Origin of the sequence: Streptomyces sp. NRRL F-5727 (assembly GCF_000719555.1) — a bacterium.
Taxonomy (GTDB): domain Bacteria; phylum Actinomycetota; class Actinomycetes; order Streptomycetales; family Streptomycetaceae; genus Streptomyces.
This window is the reverse complement of sequence record NZ_JOGX01000007.1, coordinates 150,656-171,421: the sequence shown is the minus strand read 5'-3', so window position 1 is coordinate 171,421 and position 20,766 is coordinate 150,656. Positions and strand designations below refer to the sequence as shown.

Sequence of the window (20,766 nt, the reverse complement as noted above, 5' to 3'; positions counted from 1 at the left end):
GGTGAACCGGGGTACGGACGAGCGATCCGCCGCGTCACCCCCGTCACGCCGACCCCATCGGGCACACTGTCCGGATCGGCACCCGGTGCCGATCCCGCCGCACCACGAACGGGGAGTCACGCCGTGAGCACAGCCAGCGGAGACCAGCGCGCGGAGCCGGACGGAGAGGACGCGCGGCCCCGCCCCGAGCCCGGCATCGACCCGCTGGAGACCGTCCGCGAACCCGCCGACCCGGCCTGCGACGTCTTCCTCACCGGCACCGTCTTCCTCGACATCATCTTCACCGGCCTCGACAGCGCCCCCGTCCGCGGCACCGAGTCGTGGGCCCGCGGCATGGGCTCCAGCCCCGGCGGCGTCGCCAACATGGCCACCGCCCTCGCCCGCCTCGGCCTGCGCACCTCCCTCGCCGCCGCCTTCGGCGACGACCACTACGGCGAGTACTGCTGGGACGCCCTCGAACAGGGCGAGGGCATCGACCTCTCGCTCTCCCGCACCGTCTCCGGCTGGCACTCGCCGGTCACCGTCTCCATGGCCTACGAGGGGGAGCGGACGATGGTCTCCCACGGCCACGAGGCCCCCCACCCCGACGGGCCCGCCGTCCGGCCGCCGCTCGCCCGCGCCGCCGTCGCCTCCCTCGCCCCGGGGCGTACCGAGGAGTGGGTGGCCCGCGCCGCCCGCGACGGCGCCCAGGTCTTCGCCGACGTCGGCTGGGACGACACCGGCCGCTGGGACCTGGCGGCCCTGACCGACCTGGAGCACTGCGAGGCGTTCCTGCCCAACGCCGCCGAGGCGATGCGGTACACCCGGACCGACTGCCCCCGCGCCGCCGCCCGCGCGCTCGCCGACAAGGTCCGCTACGCCGTCGTCACCCTCGGCGCCGAGGGCGCCTACGCCGTCGACGGCGCCACCGGCGAGACCGCCGAGGTGCCCGCCATCCGCGTCGAGGCCCTCGACCCCACCGGCGCCGGCGACGTCTTCGTGGCCGGCTTCGTCACCGGCACCCTCGCCGACTGGCCGCTCGCCGACCGGCTCGCCTTCGCCGGCCTCACCGCCGCCCTCTCCGTCCAGGAGTTCGGCGGCTCCCTCTCCGCCCCCACCTGGACCGAGATCGCCGCCTGGTGGCAGCACGTCCAGCACGACGACCGGCAGGACCCGGAGGCGCTGCGCGCCCGCTACGCCTTCCTCGAAGCCCTGCTCCCCGCCCCCGCGCGCCCCTGGCCGCCGCGCCGCGCGGTGCCCACCATCGGCTTCCGGGCGGCCGTCCCGTAAACCGCTTCGGGCACGGCGGTGCCAGGTCGTAGGCTGGGAGCGAGAGGTTGTCGAGCAGCGAGAACCCCACAGCAGGAGGTATGCGCAGGCCAGAGGGCCGGCCCATGACGCAGACACCCACAGCCCCCAACGGAACGCCGGGCGAGGCCCGTGCCCGCTTCGCGGTGCCCGCCAAGCACCCCATGGTGACCGTCCTCGGTTCCGGCGACTCCCTGCTCCGCGTGATCGAGCACGCCTTCCCCGACGTCGACATCCACGTCCGGGGAAACGAGGTCAGCGCGGTCGGCGACGCAGCGGAAGTCGCCCTCATCCAGCGCCTGTTCGACGAGATGATGCTGGTGCTCCGCACCGGACAGCCGATGACGGAGGACGCAGTGGAACGCTCCATCGCCATGCTCAAGGCGAGCGAGAACGGCGAAGGCGCCGACGAGACCCCGGCCGAGGTGCTCACCCAGAACATCCTCTCCAGCCGGGGCCGCACCATCCGCCCCAAGACGCTCAACCAGAAGCGGTACGTCGACGCGATCGACCAGCACACGATCGTCTTCGGCATCGGCCCCGCCGGCACCGGCAAGACCTACCTGGCCATGGCCAAGGCCGTGCAGGCCCTCCAGTCCAAGCAGGTCACCCGGATCATCCTGACCCGCCCCGCGGTCGAGGCCGGCGAGCGCCTCGGCTTCCTCCCCGGCACCCTCTACGAGAAGATCGACCCGTACCTGCGCCCGCTGTACGACGCCCTGCACGACATGCTCGACCCGGACTCCATCCCCAAACTGATGGCGAACGGCACGATCGAGGTCGCGCCGCTGGCGTACATGCGGGGCCGGACGCTCAACGACGCGTTCATCATCCTCGACGAGGCGCAGAACACGAACCCCGAGCAGATGAAGATGTTCCTCACCCGCCTCGGCTTCGACTCGAAGATCGTCATCACCGGCGACATCACGCAGGTCGACCTCCCCGGCGGCACGAAGAGCGGTCTGCGACAGGTCCGGGACATCCTCGACGGGGTTCCCGACGTGCACTTCTCGACCCTCACGTCGCAGGATGTCGTCCGGCACAGGCTCGTCGGCCGTATCGTCGACGCGTACGAGAAGTACGACAACGCCAACGAGCAGCGCACCGGCCGCAACGGGAAGTAGAAGAGCACCGCACATGTCGATCGACGTCAACAACGAGTCCGGCACCGAGGTCGACGAGCAGGCGATCCTCGACATCGCCCGCTACGCCCTCGGCCGCATGCGCATCCACCCGCTCTCCGAGCTCTCGGTGATCGTGGTCGACGCGGAGGCGATGGAGCAGCTCCACATCCAGTGGATGGACCTCCCCGGACCGACGGACGTCATGTCCTTCCCGATGGACGAGCTGCGCCCGCCGGCCAAGGACGACGAGGAGCCCCCGCAGGGGCTCCTCGGCGACATCGTGCTCTGCCCCGAGGTCGCCAAGAAGCAGGGCGAGGACGCCCCGACCAAGCACTCCATGGACGAGGAGCTCCAGCTGCTCACCGTCCACGGCGTCCTCCACCTGCTCGGCTACGACCACGAGGAGCCGGACGAGAAGGCCGAGATGTTCGGCCTCCAGGCGGCGATCGTCGACGGCTGGCGCGCCGAGAAGGGCCTCACCGGCCCGTCGCCCGCCCCCACCGTCAACTGACCCCGCGCGTCCGATGAGCATCCAGCTGATCCTCGGCGCGGTCGCCCTGGTCGTCGTCGCCTGGCTCGCCGCCTGCGCCGAGGCCGGGCTCGCCCGGGTCTCCGCCTTCCGCGCCGCCGAGGCCGTCCGCGCCGGGCGGCGCGGCGCCGAGAAGCTCTCCCAGGTCGCCTCCGACCCGACCCGCTACCTCAACGTGGCGCTGCTGGTCCGGGTCGCCTGCGAGATGGCGGCCGGCGTCCTCGTCACCTACGCCTGCCTGGAGTACTTCCCGGAGACCTGGGAGGCGCTGCTGGTCGCGATCGCCGTGATGGTGCTGGTCAGCTATGTGGCCGTCGGCGTCTCGCCGCGCACCATCGGCCGCCAGCACCCGCTGAACACGGCCACCGCCGCCGCGTACGTCCTCGTCCCGCTGGCCCGGATCATGGGCCCGATCCCGCAGCTGCTGATCCTCATCGGCAACGCCCTCACCCCGGGCAAGGGCTTCCGCAAGGGCCCCTTCGCCTCGGAGGCGGAGCTGCGGGCCCTGGTGGACCTGGCCGAGCAGGAGTCGCTGATCGAGGACGAGGAGCGCCGGATGGTGCACTCGGTCTTCGAGCTGGGCGACACCCTGGTCCGCGAGGTGATGGTGCCGCGCACCGACCTCGTCTGCATCGAGCGGTACAAGACCGTCCGGCAGGCGCTCACCCTCGCGCTGCGCTCCGGCTTCTCCCGCATCCCGGTGACGGGGGAGAACGAGGACGACGTCGTCGGGATCGTGTACCTGAAGGACCTGGTCCGCAAGACGCACATCAACCGCGACGCCGAGGCCGACCTGGTCTCCACCGCGATGCGCGCGGCGGCCTTCGTCCCCGACACCAAGAACGCCGGCGACCTGCTGCGCGAGATGCAGCAGGAGCGCAACCACGTCGCCGTCGTCATCGACGAGTACGGCGGCACGGCCGGCATCGTCACGATCGAGGACATCCTGGAGGAGATCGTCGGCGAGATCACCGACGAGTACGACCGTGAGCTGCCGCCGGTCCAGGAGCTCGGCGACGAACGCCACCGGGTCACCGCCCGCCTCGACATCGGCGACCTGGGCGAGCTGTACGGCTTCGGCCCCGACGAGTTCGACGACGAGGACGTGGAGACCGTCGGCGGGCTGCTCGCCAAGGCCCTCGGCCGGGTCCCGATCGCGGGCGCCACGGCCGTCGTCGCCCTGCCGGACGGGCGGGAGCTGAAGCTGACCGCGGAGGCCCCGGCCGGCCGCCGGAACAAGATCGTCACCGTGCTCGTCGAGCCGGTCGTCCCGGCCGGAGCGGAGGGGAAGGACCAGGAGTGACCCCGGACCGGCTGCGCGCCTTCTGCCTGGAGTTCAACGACGCCACCGAGGAGTTCCCCTTCGGGCCCGACACCTCGGTCTTCAAGGTGGCGGGGAAGATGTTCGCGCTCTCCTGGCTGGACGGCGAGCCGCTGCGGGTCAATCTGAAGTGCGACCCGGAGGACGCCGTCCGGCTCCGCGAGGAGCACCCGGCGATCACCCCCGGCTACCACATGAACAAGCGCCACTGGAACACGGTGGAGGTGGCCGGGCTCCCGGACCGGATGGTCCGGGAGCTCATCGAGGACTCGTACGACCTGGTCGTCGCCGGGCTGCCGAAGGCGGTACGGCTCCGCCTCGACCGGCCGTAGCTCACCGGGAGCGACGCAGGCCCAGGGCGAGGACGGCCGCTGCCGCCAGCACGATCGCCGCGTCCAGCGCGAGGACCGTGCGGACGCCCCCGTAGAGGCTGTCGCCGGTGGTGGCGAGCACGCCGAGCAGCGGGATGCCGATGGTGATGCCGACCTGCTGGGTGGTGGTGACCAGGCCGGTCGCCAGGCCCTGCTCCTCGTCCGGGACACCGGAGGTGACGGTCACGCCGTACGAGATGATCGCGCCGAGGTGGCACATGGAGGCCAGCGAGACGGCGACGGCGGCGAGGAGCGCGCCCGACTCCGCGCCGATGCCCAGCAGGGCCGCCACGAACACGCCCTGGCCCGCGAGCGAGAGCACCAGGGTGCGGCGGGCTCCGAACCGGCCGATCACCCTGGGGACCACGGACCCGGCGAAGACCGAGACGACTCCCTGCGCGCCGAAGATCAGGCCGGTGAGGAAGCCGGAGAGCTCCAGGGTCTTCTGGAGGTACAGGGTCAGGACGAAGACGACCACCGACATCATCGAGAAGGTCACGAGCCCGCCCAGGTTGCCGAGGGCGACGGTGCGCCGCTTCAGCATCGGCAGCGACACCAGGGGGGACGGGCTGCGGGACTCCACGATCACGAAGGCCACCAGGAGCGCCACGCCGACGACCAGGCTGACGAGCACGTCGGTGCCGCCGAAGCCGCGTTCGGCCGCCGTCGACAGGGCGTAGATCAGGGAGAGCAGACCGCCGGTGACCGTCACGGCGCCCGGCACGTCGAGCCGGGGCCGCTCCGTGGTGCGGGACTCGGGCAGCAGGCCCGGCGCGAGCGGGAGCACGATCAGGGTGAAGAAGGCGAGCATCCCCATGGTGGACCTCCAGCCCAGGGTGTCGGTCATGACCCCGCCGAGGACCATGCCGATGGTGAAGCCCAGGGACAGCAGGGTGCCGGAGATGCCGAGCGCCCGTTCGCGCTGCGGGCCCTCCGGGAAGGTGGTCGTCAGCAGGGACATGCCGGTCGGGACGACGGCGGCCGCGCCGAGGCCCTGGAGGGCGCGCCCGGTGAGGAAGGAGGCCGGGTCCCAGGCGAGAGCGGCGAGCAGCGAGGCGGCGCCGAAGAGGGCGAGGCCCGCCAGGAAGAGCTTCCTGCGCCCGTACAGGTCGCCGAGCCGGCCGGACAGCAGGAGGAAGCCGCCGGACGGCAGCGCGAAGGCGGTGACCGCCCACTGGAGGGCCGACGGACCGAGGCCGAGGTCGGAGCCGAGCGCGGGCAGCGCCACGTTCAGGACGGAGAAGTCCAGGGCCACCATGAACTGGGCGGCGCACAGCACCACGAGGATGAGCCGGGACCGCCCGGTGAACGCGGGGGAGGGGCCGGTGCCAGGAGTCGGGGGAGAGGACAGAGTCGTCATGGCCACGACTCTCATGGCGCGGGAACAACGCCGGGGAGCGGGAACTTATGCTGTTGGTCGTACCACCAGGCGTCCGGGGGGAGAGGCACACGTGGTCACAGCGGTGGGGAGCACCGACGGCAAGGCGCACCGACTGGCCGAGCTGCGGCAGTTCCTGATGAGCCGTCGGGCCCGGGTGACCCCCGCGGAGGCCGGTCTGCCGGACGGCGGCGCGCGGCGCCGCACGCCCGGCCTGCGCCGTGAGGAGGTCGCCGTCCTCGCCGGGGTGGGGGTCTCCTGGTACCAGTGGCTGGAGCAGGGCCGTGACATCACCGTCTCGCCGCAGGTTCTCGACGCGGTCGCGCGGGTGCTGCGGCTCAACCCGGTGGAGCGCCGCCATCTGTACGTCCTCGCGGGGCTGAACCCGCCGGTGCCGGAGGCCGATCCGGGGGCGGGGGACATGTGCCAGGGGCTGCGGCGGCTCATCGACGCGTGGATGCCGTTCCCGGCGCACATCATGGACGCCTACTGGAACACGGTCATGTACAACGAGGCGGCGTCGGTCGTGCTCGGGATGCGGCCGGAGACGGTCCAGAACTGCCTGGTCTCCTTCTTCACCGACCCGATCTACCGCTCGCGGGCGAACGACTGGGCGGCGCTCGCGCCGAAGGTGGTGGCGCAGTTCCGGGCCGCGTGGTCCGAGCGCCCGGAGGACGAGGGGTTCCGGGCGGTGGTGGAGGAGGCCAGGGCGGCGAGCGCCGAGTTCGCGGAGCTGTGGGAGCAGCGGGACGTCATGCCGGGCGGCCAGACCCGCAAGATCCTGGAGCACCCGCTGGCGGGCCCGCTCCATGTGGAGGCCACCCAGCTGCGGGTGCCGGCCCGGCCGGACCTGGTGATCGTGCTGCACACGCCGCTGCCGGAGGCCGGTACGGCCGAGAAGCTGGAGTGGCTGGCCTCGCCGGAGGGCCGGCGGGGGGCGATGTACCCGCTGGCGGGCTGACCGGGCGGCGGGCCGGTCCGGCGGCGCACCCGACGGCGGGGCGGGGCCGCGCCCCGACCTATGCTCGGTCCATGACACTCAGCAGTGAGCACGGCGACCTCGGCGCCGAGGACCTGAAGATCATCACGCTGGCGCGCAGCGCCCGCGCCCGCAACGGCGTGCCGGAGGGCGCGGCGGTACGGGACGAGACCGGCCGCACCTATGTGGCGGGCACGGTGGAGCTGGAGTCGCTGAAGCTGAGCGCGCTGCGGACGGCCGTGGCGATGGCGGTGGCGAGCGGGGCACAGTCGCTGGAGGCGGCGGCCGTGGTGTCCGCCGCCGAGGCCGCGTCCGACGAGGACCGGGCGGCCGTCCGGGACCTGGGCGGGCCGGAGACGCCGGTGCTGCTCGCGGGCCCGGACGGGCAGCTGCGTTCGGCCGTGACGGCGGGCTGAGCACCGTACGTCCGGGGTGCGGGGTCCGGCCACGGCCGGGCCCTTGCGCGTTTGTGAAGGATCTCCGCGACTTCTCTTGCCTTCCCATGCCGTCTGCGCGTCAATAGGCGGCGGGCGGTCCGACGGACCGTCAGATCTCCGCATTCCACGCAGTGCCCGCACCCCTGCGTTCGTCATCGGAAGGGGTACGAACTCGCCATGAGAAGAAGCACCTTGGGGGCGGCCGGAGCACTCGCCGCGGGCCTCGCCGCAGCCTCGCTCGCCTTCGCCCCCACGGCCTCCGCCGCCGTCTCGCCGGGCTCGGTCACGGCGTCGTACGACTGCGGCTCGTGGGGCGGCGGCCCCGCCACCCTCACCATGACCCACTCGGGGAGCACCGCCCAGGTGTGGATCGACTCGCCCGTGACCTCGCCGATCTCGGTCGGCGCGGACACGATCAGCTCCACGCTGATCCTGGACAACTCCACCGGCCCCGACCGGGTCTTCACCGGCAAGAAGAACCCGGCGATCCCGGCCGGCGGGGCCGCGAAGCTGGGCCCGCTGACCGCCACGAACGTGGTGGCCGGCGACAGCCTCAACTCGTACTTCGCGGGCGTCGCCCTCAAGCTGGTCATCTTCGGCGTCACGGTGAACTGCGACGCGGTCACGTCGCAGTCCCCGGGCCCGTTCGTCATCAGCTGATCCACCGGCGGTCCCTCGCCGATCCACCGCCGGTCCGCCGCTGATCCACCGCTGAACACCGCGCCCGTCACGACCGGTGCCGCCGAGGGCGGCACCGGTCGTCGGCGTGCCCGCCGACATGCCGGAGAAGTCCGCACATCGGCCGATCTTGACACGATCTGATGGGTCATCAGTCGATGGGTTCCGTCGTTATTGACTTCTCTCGCCCCCCAGCCGTCAATGGCGCCCTCTCGACCCTCAGGAGGGGGCACTCACATGGCATTCACCCGAACCCGGGCGGCGGCCCGAAGACGGCGCTGGACCGCCGTCCTCGGCGCCACCGCCCTCGCGTTCGCGGCCGGCGGCGCGCTCGCCGCCCCGGCGCAGGCGTCCGGCACCGGGCAGTCGGTGGAATTCCCCACCCGCTGCGTCCCGCCGCCCATCGCCGGCATCCCGCCCATCGAGGGCGTCACCACCGCCGTGATCTCGGTCGACAACACCCACCCCAAGGTCGGCGACACGGTCAGCGTGACCTACTCGATCACCAAGCCGGCCGCGTCCAACCCGGTGGACCTCGCGCTCCCGGCCGACATCCTCACCCCCACCGGCAAGGTCGTCCTCGGCGGCGCCCAGACCGGCGCGGTCAGCGTCACCGGCCCCAAGAAGAACCCGCCGGTCCCCGGCAAGGGCGCCTTCCCGGGCTTCTCCATGACCGGCAGCTTCACGGTCACCGCCCCCGGCGCGATCACCCTCTCCCCGGGCGACTACAACATCCACACCAGCTACATCATGGAGCTGGACACCCCCTGCACGGTCCTCAACCCGCCCGCCCCCGTCTCCGAGACGGTCCAGGCCGGCGACCAGACCGTGCCCAACGAGCGGACCCTCGAACTCGGCGCCACCTCCGGCGCCCCCGGCGTCCGGGTGACCGTCACCGGCGCCAAGTTCACCCCGCTCACCCAGGTGACCGTGGCCGCCCGGGCAGGAGCGGCGGAGACCGCCGACCGGATGACCGTCACCACCGACAGCGCGGGCGGCTTCGTCGCCCGGCTCAAGGTGAACGACCTGGCCACCACCGGGATCGTGGCGTACGAGGGCGGCACCTGGAACGCCGAGAAGGGCGCCGGCCCGATCGCGTACCAGGTCGTCGACGACACCCCGACCCCGCCGAACAGCCAGAAGATCACGGCCACCGTCCAGGCGGGCGAACTGTCCATGACCCAGGCCGGCGACGCCGTCGCGCTCTCCGCGGTCGACTTCGGCACGGGCGGCGCGGCCACCGGAGCCCTCCAGACGGTGACGGTCAAGGACTTCCGCGGCGGCCCCGCGGGCTGGTCCGTGACCGGCAAGGTCACCGACTTCACCGGCCCCGGCGGCGCCATCGGCGCGGACCGGCTCAGCTGGACCCCCGCCTGCGTCGCCAAGGCGGGCAGCCCCAGCGCCTGCACGGCGGGCTCCGCCGGACCCGTCGGCGCCGGTGCCACCCTCGCCTCCACGGCGAACGGCACGCTCACCGGCGGCGAGTTCACCCTCGACGCCCAGCTCGCGCTGGACGTCCCGGCGTTCACCGCCCCCGGCAGCTACGCGGGCGTCCTGACGCTGACCCTGTCCTGACCGCGGCCGACGGGCCGGCCGGGCGCACCCCCGGCCGGCCCCGAGGCCGTCTCCCGTCCCTCCCGACCGCACCCCCGGGGGTTCCGCACCGTGCGACGCAAGCTGTACGTCCTCCTCCTGAGCGCCGCCCTGCTGCTCCTCGGGGCGCCGGCCGCCCAGGCCGCCGAGAACGGCGAGTGGGCCGTCTACCCGGCCGCCGCCCGCCTCGGCGAACGCCCCTACTTCTTCCTCACCGCCGACCCCGGCGCCACCCTGCGCGACAAGGTCACCGTCACCAACAAGACCGCCGCCCCGCTCACCTTCCGGCTCTACGGCGCCGACGCCTACAACACCGAGCGCGACGGCGGCTTCGCCCTGCGCACCCTGAAGGAGCGGCAGACCGGCACCGGCGCCTGGATCAAGCCCGCCCGCACCAGGATCACCGTCCCGGCCCGCTCCGCCGTCACCGTCCCCTTCACCCTCACCGTCCCCGCCGACGCCGACCCCGGCGACCACCCCGGCGCGGTCGTCGCCCTCGACGAGCGGATCACCCCCGGCGGCGGCTCCGTCGCCATGGGGATCCAGCGGGCCGTCGGCGCCCGCGTCTACCTCAAGGTCAGCGGCCCGGCCGTGCCCGCCCTCGCCGTCGAGGACGTCACCCTGGAGCAGGACCGGCCGGTCGTCCCCGGCACCCGGGACTCCACCGCCGTCCTCTCCTACACCCTCCACAACCGGGGCAACGTCACCCTCGACCCCAAGGTCGTCCTCACCGCCGAGGGGCTCTTCGGCCGCACCCTGCTCGACCGCGACCTCGCCCAGGTGCCGTCCGAGCTGCTGCCCCGGCAGCGGATCCGGCTGACCGAGCGGTGGATCGGCTCGCCGCAGCTCGACTGGGGCGAGCTCACCCTCGTCGCCACCGCCAAGGACGTGCGGGTGAGCGCCGGCGTCTCCTTCCTCGCCCTGCCCTGGCTCGCCGCCACCGTGCTGCTCCTGGGCGCCGCCGGAGGCTTCGCCGGACGCCGGATCCGGCGCCGCCGGACCCGGCCCGCAGGGCCGTCCGGGCACTGAGTACGTGACGCGGCCCGTCATCGGGGAGAATGGCCCCCATGAGCGTGCGCAGTGAAGAGACCGATGAGACCACCGCCCCCCACCGGGCGGGCTTCGCCTGCTTCGTCGGGCGACCCAACGCGGGCAAGTCCACCCTCACGAACGCTCTGGTCGGCCAGAAGGTGGCGATCACCTCCAACCGGCCGCAGACCACCCGGCACACCGTGCGCGGCATCGTGCACCGCCCCGACGCGCAGCTGATCCTGGTCGACACCCCCGGCCTCCACAAGCCGCGCACCCTCCTCGGCGAGCGGCTCAACGACGTCGTCCGCACCACCTGGGCCGAGGTCGACGTGATCGGCTTCTGCCTGCCCGCCGACCAGAAGCTCGGCCCCGGCGACCGCTTCATCGCCAAGGAGCTCGCCGAGATCAAGAAGACCCCCAAGGTCGCCATCGTCACCAAGACCGACCTGGTCGACTCCAAGACCCTCGCCGAGCAGCTGATCGCCATCGACCAGCTCGGCCGCGAGCTCGGCATCGAGTGGGCCGAGATCGTGCCGGTCTCCGCCGTCGGCGACAAGCAGGTCCAGCTCGTCGCCGACCTGCTCATCCCGCTCCTCCCGAAATCCCCGCCGCTCTACCCGGAGGGCGACCTCACGGACGAGCCGGAGCAGGTCATGGTCGCCGAGCTGATCCGCGAGGCCGCGCTCGAGGGCGTACGGGACGAGCTGCCGCACTCCATCGCGGTCGTCGTCGAGGAGATGATCCCGCGCGAGGGCCGCCCCGCCGACCGGCCGCTGCTCGACATCCACGCCAACGTGTACATCGAGCGCCCCAGCCAGAAGGGCATCATCATCGGCCCCAAGGGCAGCCGCCTGAAGGAGGTCGGGATGAAGTCCCGCAAGCACATCGAGGCCCTCCTCGGCACCCCGGTCTTCCTCGACCTGCACGTCAAGGTCGCCAAGGACTGGCAGCGCGACCCCAAGCAGCTCCGCCGCCTGGGCTTCTAGCCGTGCTCGACGCCGCGACGGAACGCTTCGCCGCCGCGGCCGCCGCCCTGCCGCCCGCCGCCCTGGCCGCCGCCTTCGACCGCATGGTCGAGGACCGTTCCCGGGGCGGCCGGGAGGCGAGCCGGGCGGCGCGGCCGTCGGCCGCTCAGGAGTCGGCGCTCACCCACCGCGTCCGCGGCGCGCTCCTGCCCCGCGCCGACGAGCTGGACGCGCACCTCACGGGGCTCCTCTCCGACGCCAAGGCCGCGATCAGCATCGCCGCCCGCGCGGTGCTCAAGCGCGGGAGGCTGACCCCGGAGCAGTACGCCCTCCTCGTCACCCCCTTCACCGACCTGGGCGTCCCGGCCCCGCCGCACCCGACCGTGGACCTGCCCTGAGCCGGCGCCCCGCTCAGGCGCCCTCCTTGAGGACCCTCGTCACGAGGGTCCGCTGGGCGTCGGTGAGGTGCGGGTCCGCGCACCTCACCGTGCGGCCGTCGACCGTGATCTCGTACGAGAAGCCGTCCGGGACGACCCGGGTGGCCTCCGCCGCCGCGAGGACGGCGGAGGCCAGGGACTCCCACTCGGGGCCCGAGACCTCCACCTCCGCCGACCGCTCGATGCCCGCGAAACCACCGGTGCGCCGCACTCGAATCCGCATGGGCCCTGTCTACCAGCCGGCTCAGTCCGTGGGTACGCCCACTCCCTCCCACGCCTTCGTGACCGCCTGGACCTCCGCCCCGGCGCCGTAGCGCGCCTTCGCCGCCGCGACCGTGGCCGCCGCGAACTCGGAGAAGCGGGTCTCGGGGGCGAGCGCCCCGCCCGTCATCACGTCGAACCAGATCTGCCCGGCCCGCTCCCAGGCGTTGCCGCCGAGCTCGGTCGCGAGGAGGTGGAAGGCGCGGTTGGGGATGCCCGAGTTGATGTGCACCCCGCCGTTGTCCCGGCTGGTGCGCACGTAGTCGTCCATGTGGGCGGGCTGCGGGTCCTTGCCGAGGACGTCGTCGTCGTACGCGGTGCCCGGCTCCTTCATCGAGCGCAGGGCCTCGCCCCGGTCCACGCCGGGACCGAGCAGCCCCGCGCCGATCAGCCAGTCGGCCTGCTCGGCGGTCTGCCCGAGGGCGTACTGCTTGACCAGCGACCCGAAGACGTCGGAGACGGACTCGTTGAGGGCGCCGGACTGGCCGTAGTACTCCAGGTTCGCCGTGTACTGGGTGAAGCCGTGGGCGAGTTCGTGGCCGATGACGTCGACGGGGATGGTGAAGTCGAGGAAGAGGTCGCCGTCGCCGTCGCCGAACACCATCTGGCTGCCGTCCCAGAAGGCGTTGGCGTAGTCGACGCCGAAGTGGACGGTCGCGTCCAGGGGCAGGCCGGACCCGTCCACCGAGTCGTGTCCGTAGACGTTCAGGAAGAGGTCGAAGGTGGCGCCGAGGCCCGCGTGGGCGCGGTTGACGGTCGCGTCCTTGGAGGGGGCGTCGCCCTCGGCGTGGACCTTCCGGCCGGGCAGGGCCTCGCGGTGCCCGGCGTCGTAGATCGTGCGCTTCGGCTTTCCGGTGGGCGTGCCCGCCGCGGCCCCGCCCCGTACCCCGGTCACCCGGCGGCGGGTGCGCAGGCCGGCGTCGGCCTCCAGCGTGCGCAGGGCGGACTCGTGCCCGTCGTGGGCCAGCTTGTCGAGGATGTGCGGCGGGACGATCGAGCAGAAGACAGGGATCTGGGTCATGTACCGCAATGTGGCACTGCGCGATGCCACTGTCACGCGATGTGACAGGGATTGGCGAAATGGAGTGATGAGTCACCTTTCGACCTTGACGACATCGCCGTCCCGCATACTGGAACAGGACGTCCGCCTTCCCCGGGCGTGGGCTATGGTGACGCGCATCATGCGTTTCGGGCTGCTTCTCCTTAGCTGCCGCGGCGAGGGCCTGTAGTCGTAGGCCGACCCCCTCCCCGCGGGTTTCGGTGTTGCGTTCGACAGTCGGCCGTCCGTACAGAGGACCCCGAGGAGCCCTACGCAATGTCTCAGTCGCCCTTCATCAGCCGTCCCACGCCGGTCACCAACGCGACGCACATGCAGAAGCCGTCCGGCATGCCGATCCACAAGTACGGCCGCTACGAGGCCGTCGACATCCCGGACCGCACCTGGCCCGAGCAGCGCATCACCAAGGCGCCCCGCTGGCTGTCGACCGACCTGCGCGACGGCAACCAGGCCCTGATCGACCCGATGTCGCCCGCCCGCAAGCGCGAGATGTTCGACCTGCTGGTACGCCTGGGCTACAAGGAGATCGAGGTCGGCTTCCCGTCCTCCGGCGAGACCGACTTCGCCTTCGTCCGCTCCATCATCGAAGAGGGCGCGATCCCGGACGACGTCACCATCTCCGTCCTGACCCAGGCCCGCGAGGACCTGATCGAGCGGACCGTGGAGTCCCTGGTCGGCGCCAGGCGCGCCACCGTCCACCTGTACAACGCCACCGCGCCGACCTTCCGCCGGGTCGTCTTCCGCGGCTCGAAGGACGACATCAAGCAGATCGCCGTCGACGGCACCCGCCTGGTGATGGAGTACGCCGAGAAGCTGCTGGGCCCGGAGACGACCTTCGGCTACCAGTACAGCCCGGAGATCTTCACCGACACCGAGCTGGACTTCGCCCTGGAGGTCTGCGAGGCCGTCTGCGACGTGTGGCAGCCCGGCCCCGGCCGCGAGATCATCCTCAACCTGCCCGCCACCGTGGAGCGTTCGACGCCGTCCACGCACGCGGACCGCTTCGAGTGGATGTCCCGCAACCTGACCCGCCGCGAGTACGTCTGCCTGTCGGTCCACCCGCACAACGACCGCGGCACCGCCGTCGCCGCCGCCGAGCTGGCCATCATGGCCGGCGCCGACCGCATCGAGGGCTGCCTGTTCGGCCAGGGCGAGCGGACCGGCAACGTCGACCTGGTCACCCTGGGCATGAACCTGTTCAGCCAGGGCGTCGACCCGCAGATCGACTTCTCGCAGATCGACGAGATCCGCCGGACGTCCGAGTACTGCAACCAGATGGAGGTCCACCCGCGCCACCCCTACGCGGGCGACCTGGTCTACACCGCCTTCTCCGGCTCCCACCAGGACGCCATCAAGAAGGGCTTCGACGCCATGGAGGCCGACGCGGCCGCCCAGGGCAAGACCGTCGACGACATCGAGTGGGCCGTCCCGTACCTGCCCATCGACCCCAAGGACGTCGGCCGCTCCTACGAGGCCGTCATCCGGGTCAACTCGCAGTCCGGCAAGGGCGGCATCGCCTACGTCCTGAAGAACGACCACAAGCTGGACCTGCCCCGGCGGATGCAGATCGAGTTCTCCCGGATCATCCAGGCCAAGACCGACGCCGAGGGCGGCGAGGTCACCCCGGCGCAGATCTGGTCCGTCTTCCAGGACGAGTACCTGCCCAACCCGGAGAACGCCTGGGGCCGCATCCAGCTGCGCTCCGGCCAGTCCACCTCGGACACCGACGGCACCGACACCCTGCGCGTCGAGGCGGTCGTCGACGGGGTCGACACCGTCCTGACCGGCTCCGGCAACGGCCCGATCTCCGCCTTCTTCGACGCGCTGCAGTCGGTCGGCGTGGACGCCCGCCTGCTGGACTACCAGGAGCACACCATGAGCGAGGGCGCCTCCGCGCAGGCCGCCTCGTACATCGAGTGCGCCATCGACGGGCGCGTGCTGTGGGGCATCGGCATCGACGCCAACACCACCCGCGCCTCCCTGAAGGCGGTCGTCTCGGCGGTGAACCGCTCCGCGCGCTGACCTCGCACCGCGTCCGGCGCCCCGCCCCTCCGAGAGGGGGCGGGGCGCCGTCGCGTGTGACGTGCGTCACGGTTTCAGGTTCGCTTAAGGAAGATCATGGAGACATGCCGGAATCGGCGCCATATGGGGGCAGTTGACGGCACATCAAGGTCTGGCCGATGGTACGGACCATCCCTCCCCCGTACTCCCTGACCTGGAGTTCCGCATGCGCACGTCCGCTGCCGTGGCCACCGTCCTCGCGGTGACCGGAGCCGCCCTCGCCTGGGCCCCCACCGCTTCCGCCGCCGGCCCGGAGTGCGCCGTGAACCCGCTCGGCACCGCCGGTCGGTACGCGGAGTTCGTGGAGAAGGACTCGGTGCGGCACTCGGACTCCGAGGGTGCGGTGGCGGTCGGCGGCGACGCGGCCTTCGGCACCTCGAACCAGTCCGGCTTCTCGGTCGGCTCCCGCCTCACCGACGCCGACCTCGCCGGGCTGCCCGGCGGTCACAGCCTCGTCGTCGGCGGCACCCTGAAGGCCGACGGCGTGGTCCTGGTGAAGGGATCGGGCGTGGCCGGCGAGATCGTGGACGCCTCCGAAGGGGACGGCGGCTTCGGCGTCGACGGCCCGATCACCGAGGGCCCGTCCCCGGTCGACTTCGGCAAGGAGTTCGCCCACCTGCGGACCCTCTCGGCCGGCTGGGCGGGCGAGAAGCCCAACGGCGAGGCGGCCGGCGGCCAGGACGGCCGCAGCCTCTACCTCACCGGCACCGACGCGCGGCTGAACGTCTTCGCCCTGAGCACCGCGGACCTGGAGAAGGCCGGCGAGATCTACCTCAAGGTCCCGGCGGGCTCGTCCACCCTCGTGAACGTCATCGGCGCCTCGTACGACATGGCCGCCAAGCCCACCTCCGGCGTCTGGATCTCGGAGGGCGGCGCCTACGTCCAGGACGACTACGACCGGCACACCGACGGCCACAAGAGCATCCGCTCCAAGCTGCTGTGGAACTTCCCGCAGGCCGAGACCGTCAGGAAGAACTCCTCCGCCTGGCCCGGCGCGATCCTCGCGCCCCGCGCCGCCGTCACCATGACCAGCGGCCACATCAACGGCTCCCTCATCGCCGAGTCCCTGGACACCGCCCCCGGCGCCGAGACCCACCAGATGAACTTCACCGGCTGCCTGCCCCGGGTGACCACCCCCGGCCCGGTCGTCACCCCGGAGCCCCCGAAGCCGACCGACACCCCCGCCCCCTCCGCGCCGCCGTCCACCACCGCGCCCGCCCCGGAGGGCACCGGCAGCCCCTCCGCCACCCCCGAGCCCTCCGGGACGGCCCCCGCCGACACCCCCTCGGACACCCCCTCCGGGACCCCCGCCGAGAGCACCGCGCCCCCGGCCGCCCCCGAGGAGACCGGGACGACTCCCGCCCCGTCCGCGACCACCCCGGAGGGTGATCTCGCCACCACCGGTTCGGCCATCGGCCCCGGCGTCATCGGGGCGGCCGTCGGCGCCCTGCTGCTCGGCGGAGGCTTCCTGGCCTTCGCGAAGCGCCGCCGCAGGGCCTGAAACCCCGGTGTCGTGTCTCGGCCAGATCCGGTGCGAAGTACGGACGAGGTGCTGACGCCACATCAAGGATGTGGCTAACATCACGCCAACGCACCGGCAGTGCAGCCGGGCCGTTGAGGAGGTGCGCGTGCGTTCTGCCCGGAAAACACGTGGTGGGAAGCTGGTCGTCTGCGGCATCCGCACTTCCTGGAACACCATCGGCGACGGCGAGTTCTTCTGCGAGGAGTGCGGCGGCGACCGCAACTACCGGCGCCGCACCGGCCGCCGCCGGTTCGCCGTCCTCGGCGTCCCGCTGCTGCCCCGGGGCTGTACCGGGCCGGTCGTGGAGTGCGCCGCCTGTCACACCCGCTTCGGCACCGAGGTGCTGGAGCGGCCGACCACCGGCCGCTTCTCGGCGATGCTGCGGGACGCCGTCCACACCGTCGCCCTCGCCGTCCTCGCGGCCGGCGGCACCGGCTCCCGCGAGGTCCTCGACCGGGCCGTGCACGCCGTCCGGTCCGCCGGATACGCCGACTGCACGGCCGTCCAGCTCGTCGACCTGGTCGAGGCGCTGGAGGCCGACACCGGGCGGTTCATGCCGGAGATCAACCCCGAGGGCGCCCTCCTCGCCATCGAGATCCACGAGGCCGTCGCCCCCCTCACCCCGCACCTGGAGCCGGCCGGCCGGGAGGCGCTGCTCCTCCAGGCGGCCCGGATCGCGCTCGCCGACGGCGGCTACAGCCCGGCCGAGCAGGAGGTCCTGGGCACCGTCGGGACCGCGCTCGGCCTTCCGCCCGAGGACGTCCTGCGCCTGCTCACCACGGCCCGGACGGTCTCCTGACCGCTATCCGCCCGGAAGGGCGTCCAGGCGCGCGGCGGCCCGGCGGGCGTCCGGACCGGCGCCCAGCCGCTCGAAGCCGTCCCGGGCGGCGGCCAGTTCCCGCCGGGCGCCCTCCTGGTCCCCGGCCGCCCGGTCGGCCGCCGCGAGCAGCGTCCGCACCCGCGCCGCCTCGTACGGCACCCGCAGCCGCAGCCAGCCGTCGAGGGCCCGCCGCAGCACCGGCGGCGCCGCCCCGGGCACGGCGACCAGGGCCACCGCGCCGGCCGCGGTGTCGGCGAGGGCGCGCAGCAGGGGCACGTCGCCGGCGAGGACGTCGAGCTCCGCCGCCGCGTCCGCCGCGTCCCGTACGGCTCCGGTGGCGAGGGCGGCCTCGGTGGCGGCGGCCAGCAGCCGGGCCCGGGTCAGCGGGCCGTGGCGGGCGTCCTGGCAGGCGAGGGCGAGCCGCAGCCCGGCCGCCGCCGCCTCCGGGCGGCCCTGCGCGAGCCGCAGCAGGGCGAGGCCGGGCTGGGGGAGCCGGCCCAGGTCGTGGGCGTGGGCGTAGGAGCGGGCGGCCTCGTCCGGGCGGCCCTGGCGGCGCTGGACGTCACCGGCGGCGCAGTACGCGGCGGCGGCCGCCTCCAGGCTGTCCAGCGGGGTCTCCCGGCAGGCCCGCAGCGCCTCCTCCTCGGCCGCGGTCCACTGCCCGAGGAGGTCCAGGACCTCGGCCCGGTGGGCCCGGCAGACGCCGCGGAAGGGGTTCTCGCCGCCGTCCGTGGTGGCGCACCACTCCATCGCGGCACGGGTCCACTCGACGGCCCGTCCGAGCTCGGCGGCCTCCATGCACCGGGTGAGGGCCAGGGCGTACAGCCGGCCGGTGCAGAGGCCGCTCAGTTCGCCGGCGGCGGCCGCGCGCACGGCCTCGTCGAGGAGCGCGAGCCCCTCGGCGCGGCGGCCCCGGGCGAGCAGGGCGTCGGAGGCGGCCTGGCGGCCGAGCGCGAGCAGGTCGGGGCTGCCGGAGTCCTCGGCGAGGCGGGTCGTCCGGGCGGCGGCGGCCAGGGCGGCGGGTCCGTCGCCGCGGGCGGTGGCCTCCTCGGCGTCGGTCCAGGCGAGGAGGGACTGTTCGGGGCAGGGCGGCAGCCCGTCCAGGTGGTGGTGGGCGCGGTGCAGCCAGCCGGCCGCGACGGCGGGCCGGCCCAGGCCCGCGTACTCGTGGTGGAGCCACCAGGCGGCGGCTCCCGCGCCGCGGTGGTCGCCGGCGGCCACATGGGCGGAGTGCGCCCGCAGCCGGGCCGCGACGGACTCGTCGAGGTGTCCGGTCCACCAGGCGGCGTCGGAGAGCGCGGCGAGGTCGCCGGCGGTCAGCGGCTCGTCCGGGTGCCGGTCGCGGGCGTGCAGCAGCGCGTACGCCTCGGCCCACCGCTCGTGGGCCACCGCGTCCCGGGCCCGGCCGGCGCGGTCGACGACGGGTGCGGACACGGCCCTCACCCCTTCCGGTCCTTCCAGCGTAGGACCGGGCGGGGGAGGGCCGCTCGTCGGCGGGGGTCCGCCGGGTCAGTCGATGGCGCCGCTGGCGCGGAGCATGTCCTCGCGCTCGACGATCTTCACGCGCTCCCGGCCCTGCGGCTCGCCGAGCGCCTTCTCGGCGGCGTCGAGCGCGTACCAGCCCTCCCACGTCGTGTAGGTGAGGCCCTTGCCCTCCAGGAAGGCGACGATCGCGTCGGCCTCCGGGCTGGCCGGGGTGAGGAGCCGGCCGGCGGCGAAGTCCTCCAGGAGGTTCGCGACGGTCTCGTTGGCGTCGCCCTTGGTGTGGCCGATGAGGCCGACCGGGCCGCGGCGGATCCAGCCGGTGACGTAGGTGGAGGCCATGTGCTCGTCGCCCTCCATCACCCGGCCGCCCTGGTCCGGGACGGTGCCGCTGACGGTGTCCCAGGGGAGCTTGGGCAGCTCGTCGGAGAGGTAGCCCACGGCGCGGTACACGGACTGGACGTCCCAGTCGGTGGTGACGCCGGTGCCCTTCACGTTGCCGGTGCCGTCGAGCTCGGTGCGCTCGGTGCGCAGGCCGACGACCTCGCCGTTCTCGCCGAGGATCTCGACGGGGGACTCGAAGAAGTGCAGGAAGAGCTTGTGCGGGCGGTCGCCGACGTCGCGGATCGCCCAGTTCTCCAGGGTCTTGGCGACCATGTCGGTCTGCTTGTTCTTGCGGCGCTCGGCGATCGAGCCCTCGTCGTAGTCGATGTCCTCGGGGTTGACGATGACCTCGATGTTGGGCGAGTGGTCGAGCTCGCGCAGCTCCATGGGGCTGAACTTGGCCTGTGCCGGGCCGCGGCGGCCGAAGACGTGGATCTCGACGGCCTTGTTGGCCTTGAGGCCCTCGTGGACGTTGGCGGGGATCTCGGTCGGCAGCAGCTCCTCGGCGGTCTTGGCGAGGATGCGGGCGACGTCGAGGGCCACGTTGCCGACGCCGAGGACGGCGACCTTCTCGGCGGACAGGTCCCAGGTGCGCGGGACGTCCGGGTGGCCGTCGTACCAGGAGGCGAAGTCGGCGGCGCCGAAGGAGCCGTTCAGCTCGACGCCGGGGATCTTCAGCTCGCGGTCGAACATGGCGCCGGTGGAGAAGATCACCGCGTCGTAGAAGGAGCGCAGGTCGTCGAGGTGGACGTCGGTGCCGTAGTTGACGTTGCCGAAGAGGCGGACCTGCGGCTTGTCGAGGACCTGGTGGAGGGCGGTGATGATGCCCTTGATCCGCGGGTGGTCGGGGGCGACGCCGTAGCGGATGAGGCCGAAGGGGGCCGGCATCCGCTCGAAGATGTCGATGGACACGCCCGGCTCGGTGGCCGTGTCGGACTTCAGCAGCGCGTCGGCGGCGTAGATGCCGGCGGGGCCGGCGCCGACGATCGCGACCCGGAGGGGGCGGGGCATGACTGGGTTCCCTTCGCATACGGCGTGCGGCGGAGCC

At 73.1% G+C, this 20,766-nt stretch carries 20 protein-coding genes; 15 read left to right on the top strand and 5 right to left on the bottom strand.

Annotation, left to right across the window (positions count from 1 at the left end; genetic code table 11):
* Window positions 1–195: 195 nt before the first annotated feature.
* From IF73_RS0108225 to IF73_RS0108205, 5 genes are all read left to right on the top strand, one after another.
* Window positions 196–1,269 (top strand): PfkB family carbohydrate kinase, encoded by a 1,074-nt coding sequence (locus tag IF73_RS0108225; protein WP_031005060.1) that lies wholly within the window; start codon window positions 196–198, stop codon window positions 1,267–1,269.
* 104 nt (window positions 1,270–1,373) lie between these two features.
* Window positions 1,374–2,411, top strand: a complete 1,038-nt coding sequence (locus tag IF73_RS0108220; RefSeq protein WP_031005058.1) for a PhoH family protein — start codon at window positions 1,374–1,376, stop codon at window positions 2,409–2,411.
* A 13-nt stretch (window positions 2,412–2,424) separates the two neighbouring features.
* Window positions 2,425–2,922: an rRNA maturation RNase YbeY gene (ybeY, locus tag IF73_RS0108215; protein ID WP_030494138.1), complete on the top strand. Its 498-nt coding sequence runs from the start codon at window positions 2,425–2,427 to the stop codon at window positions 2,920–2,922.
* Between the two features lie 13 nt (window positions 2,923–2,935).
* The gene (locus tag IF73_RS0108210; protein WP_031005056.1) at window positions 2,936–4,243 is read left to right on the top strand and encodes a hemolysin family protein; all 1,308 of its coding nucleotides are present in this window, start codon (window positions 2,936–2,938) and stop codon (window positions 4,241–4,243) included.
* The gene (locus IF73_RS0108205; RefSeq protein ID WP_031005054.1) at window positions 4,240–4,593 is read left to right on the top strand and encodes an MmcQ/YjbR family DNA-binding protein; all 354 of its coding nucleotides are present in this window, start codon (window positions 4,240–4,242) and stop codon (window positions 4,591–4,593) included. The genes IF73_RS0108210 and IF73_RS0108205 overlap by 4 nt, the downstream gene beginning before the upstream one ends.
* Window position 4,594: 1 nt before the next feature.
* Here IF73_RS0108205 and IF73_RS0108200 read toward each other — a convergent pair whose 3' ends face one another.
* A complete protein-coding gene (locus IF73_RS0108200; RefSeq protein ID WP_037878568.1) occupies window positions 4,595–5,992 on the bottom strand; it encodes an MFS transporter in 1,398 nt (465 codons plus the stop codon).
* 157 nt (window positions 5,993–6,149) lie between these two features.
* Here IF73_RS0108200 and IF73_RS0108195 point away from each other — a divergent pair, with 157 nt between their 5' ends.
* From IF73_RS0108195 to IF73_RS0108165, 7 genes are all read left to right on the top strand, one after another.
* A complete protein-coding gene (locus IF73_RS0108195) occupies window positions 6,150–6,971 on the top strand; it encodes a helix-turn-helix transcriptional regulator (RefSeq protein ID WP_234338190.1) in 822 nt (273 codons plus the stop codon).
* A 71-nt stretch (window positions 6,972–7,042) separates the two neighbouring features.
* A complete protein-coding gene (locus tag IF73_RS0108190) occupies window positions 7,043–7,405 on the top strand; it encodes a cytidine deaminase (protein WP_031005048.1) in 363 nt (120 codons plus the stop codon).
* Window positions 7,406–7,603: 198 nt separating this feature from the next.
* Window positions 7,604–8,086 carry a hypothetical protein gene (locus IF73_RS0108185; RefSeq protein ID WP_031005046.1) on the top strand — a complete coding sequence of 161 codons (483 nt, stop codon included), beginning with the start codon at window positions 7,604–7,606 and terminating at the stop codon, window positions 8,084–8,086.
* A gap of 255 nt (window positions 8,087–8,341) precedes the next feature.
* Window positions 8,342–9,679, top strand: a complete 1,338-nt coding sequence (locus IF73_RS0108180; protein ID WP_031005044.1) for a hypothetical protein — start codon at window positions 8,342–8,344, stop codon at window positions 9,677–9,679.
* A gap of 90 nt (window positions 9,680–9,769) precedes the next feature.
* Window positions 9,770–10,726 carry a WxL protein peptidoglycan domain-containing protein gene (locus tag IF73_RS0108175; RefSeq protein WP_037878565.1) on the top strand — a complete coding sequence of 319 codons (957 nt, stop codon included), beginning with the start codon at window positions 9,770–9,772 and terminating at the stop codon, window positions 10,724–10,726.
* Window positions 10,727–10,755: 29 nt separating this feature from the next.
* Window positions 10,756–11,715 carry a GTPase Era gene (gene era, locus IF73_RS0108170; protein ID WP_031005040.1) on the top strand — a complete coding sequence of 320 codons (960 nt, stop codon included), beginning with the start codon at window positions 10,756–10,758 and terminating at the stop codon, window positions 11,713–11,715.
* A 2-nt stretch (window positions 11,716–11,717) separates the two neighbouring features.
* Window positions 11,718–12,092 (top strand): hypothetical protein, encoded by a 375-nt coding sequence (locus IF73_RS0108165; RefSeq protein WP_031005039.1) that lies wholly within the window; start codon window positions 11,718–11,720, stop codon window positions 12,090–12,092.
* A gap of 13 nt (window positions 12,093–12,105) precedes the next feature.
* Here the strand turns inward: IF73_RS0108165 and IF73_RS0108160 are convergent, their stop codons facing one another.
* Window positions 12,106–12,354 carry a protealysin inhibitor emfourin gene (locus IF73_RS0108160; RefSeq protein ID WP_031005037.1) on the bottom strand — a complete coding sequence of 83 codons (249 nt, stop codon included), beginning with the start codon at window positions 12,352–12,354 and terminating at the stop codon, window positions 12,106–12,108.
* A 21-nt stretch (window positions 12,355–12,375) separates the two neighbouring features.
* A complete protein-coding gene (locus IF73_RS0108155) occupies window positions 12,376–13,413 on the bottom strand; it encodes a M4 family metallopeptidase (protein ID WP_031005036.1) in 1,038 nt (345 codons plus the stop codon).
* A gap of 294 nt (window positions 13,414–13,707) precedes the next feature.
* Here IF73_RS0108155 and leuA point away from each other — a divergent pair, with 294 nt between their 5' ends.
* The 3 genes from leuA (at window position 13,708) to IF73_RS0108135 (ending at window position 17,831) form a co-directional block, all read left to right on the top strand.
* On the top strand, window positions 13,708–15,471 hold the full coding sequence (leuA, locus tag IF73_RS0108145; RefSeq protein ID WP_031005035.1) for a 2-isopropylmalate synthase: 1,764 nt from the start codon (window positions 13,708–13,710) through the stop codon (window positions 15,469–15,471).
* A 205-nt stretch (window positions 15,472–15,676) separates the two neighbouring features.
* On the top strand, window positions 15,677–17,011 hold the full coding sequence (locus IF73_RS0108140) for a choice-of-anchor A family protein (RefSeq protein ID WP_031005034.1): 1,335 nt from the start codon (window positions 15,677–15,679) through the stop codon (window positions 17,009–17,011).
* A 127-nt stretch (window positions 17,012–17,138) separates the two neighbouring features.
* Window positions 17,139–17,831, top strand: coding sequence for a TerB family tellurite resistance protein (locus tag IF73_RS0108135; protein ID WP_031005033.1), 693 nt, complete (start codon window positions 17,139–17,141; stop codon window positions 17,829–17,831).
* 3 nt (window positions 17,832–17,834) lie between these two features.
* Here the strand turns inward: IF73_RS0108135 and IF73_RS0108130 are convergent, their stop codons facing one another.
* Together IF73_RS0108130 and IF73_RS0108125 are read right to left on the bottom strand one after the other, a co-directional pair.
* Complete coding sequence (locus tag IF73_RS0108130; RefSeq protein ID WP_051716618.1) at window positions 17,835–19,286, bottom strand: hypothetical protein; 1,452 nt, start codon at window positions 19,284–19,286, stop codon at window positions 17,835–17,837.
* A gap of 75 nt (window positions 19,287–19,361) precedes the next feature.
* Window positions 19,362–20,729 carry an FAD-dependent oxidoreductase gene (locus IF73_RS0108125; protein WP_031005031.1) on the bottom strand — a complete coding sequence of 456 codons (1,368 nt, stop codon included), beginning with the start codon at window positions 20,727–20,729 and terminating at the stop codon, window positions 19,362–19,364.
* Between the last annotated feature and the right edge of the window lie 37 nt (window positions 20,730–20,766).

Coding starts and splice junctions, on each gene's coding strand:
- IF73_RS0108210 (WP_031005056.1), top strand. CDS start 2,936: ATGAGCATCCAGCTGATCCTCGGCGCGGTCGCCCTGGTCGTCGTCGCC.
- IF73_RS0108160 (WP_031005037.1), bottom strand. CDS start 12,354: ATGCGGATTCGAGTGCGGCGCACCGGTGGTTTCGCGGGCATCGAGCGG.
- IF73_RS0108220 (WP_031005058.1), top strand. CDS start 1,374: ATGACGCAGACACCCACAGCCCCCAACGGAACGCCGGGCGAGGCCCGT.
- IF73_RS0108155 (WP_031005036.1), bottom strand. CDS start 13,413: ATGACCCAGATCCCTGTCTTCTGCTCGATCGTCCCGCCGCACATCCTC.
- IF73_RS0108200 (WP_037878568.1), bottom strand. CDS start 5,992: ATGACGACTCTGTCCTCTCCCCCGACTCCTGGCACCGGCCCCTCCCCC.
- IF73_RS0108180 (WP_031005044.1), top strand. CDS start 8,342: ATGGCATTCACCCGAACCCGGGCGGCGGCCCGAAGACGGCGCTGGACC.
- era (WP_031005040.1), top strand. CDS start 10,756: ATGGCCCCCATGAGCGTGCGCAGTGAAGAGACCGATGAGACCACCGCC.
- ybeY (WP_030494138.1), top strand. CDS start 2,425: ATGTCGATCGACGTCAACAACGAGTCCGGCACCGAGGTCGACGAGCAG.
- IF73_RS0108125 (WP_031005031.1), bottom strand. CDS start 20,729: ATGCCCCGCCCCCTCCGGGTCGCGATCGTCGGCGCCGGCCCCGCCGGC.
- IF73_RS0108185 (WP_031005046.1), top strand. CDS start 7,604: ATGAGAAGAAGCACCTTGGGGGCGGCCGGAGCACTCGCCGCGGGCCTC.
- IF73_RS0108190 (WP_031005048.1), top strand. CDS start 7,043: ATGACACTCAGCAGTGAGCACGGCGACCTCGGCGCCGAGGACCTGAAG.
- IF73_RS0108140 (WP_031005034.1), top strand. CDS start 15,677: ATGCGCACGTCCGCTGCCGTGGCCACCGTCCTCGCGGTGACCGGAGCC.
- IF73_RS0108195 (WP_234338190.1), top strand. CDS start 6,150: ATGAGCCGTCGGGCCCGGGTGACCCCCGCGGAGGCCGGTCTGCCGGAC.
- leuA (WP_031005035.1), top strand. CDS start 13,708: ATGTCTCAGTCGCCCTTCATCAGCCGTCCCACGCCGGTCACCAACGCG.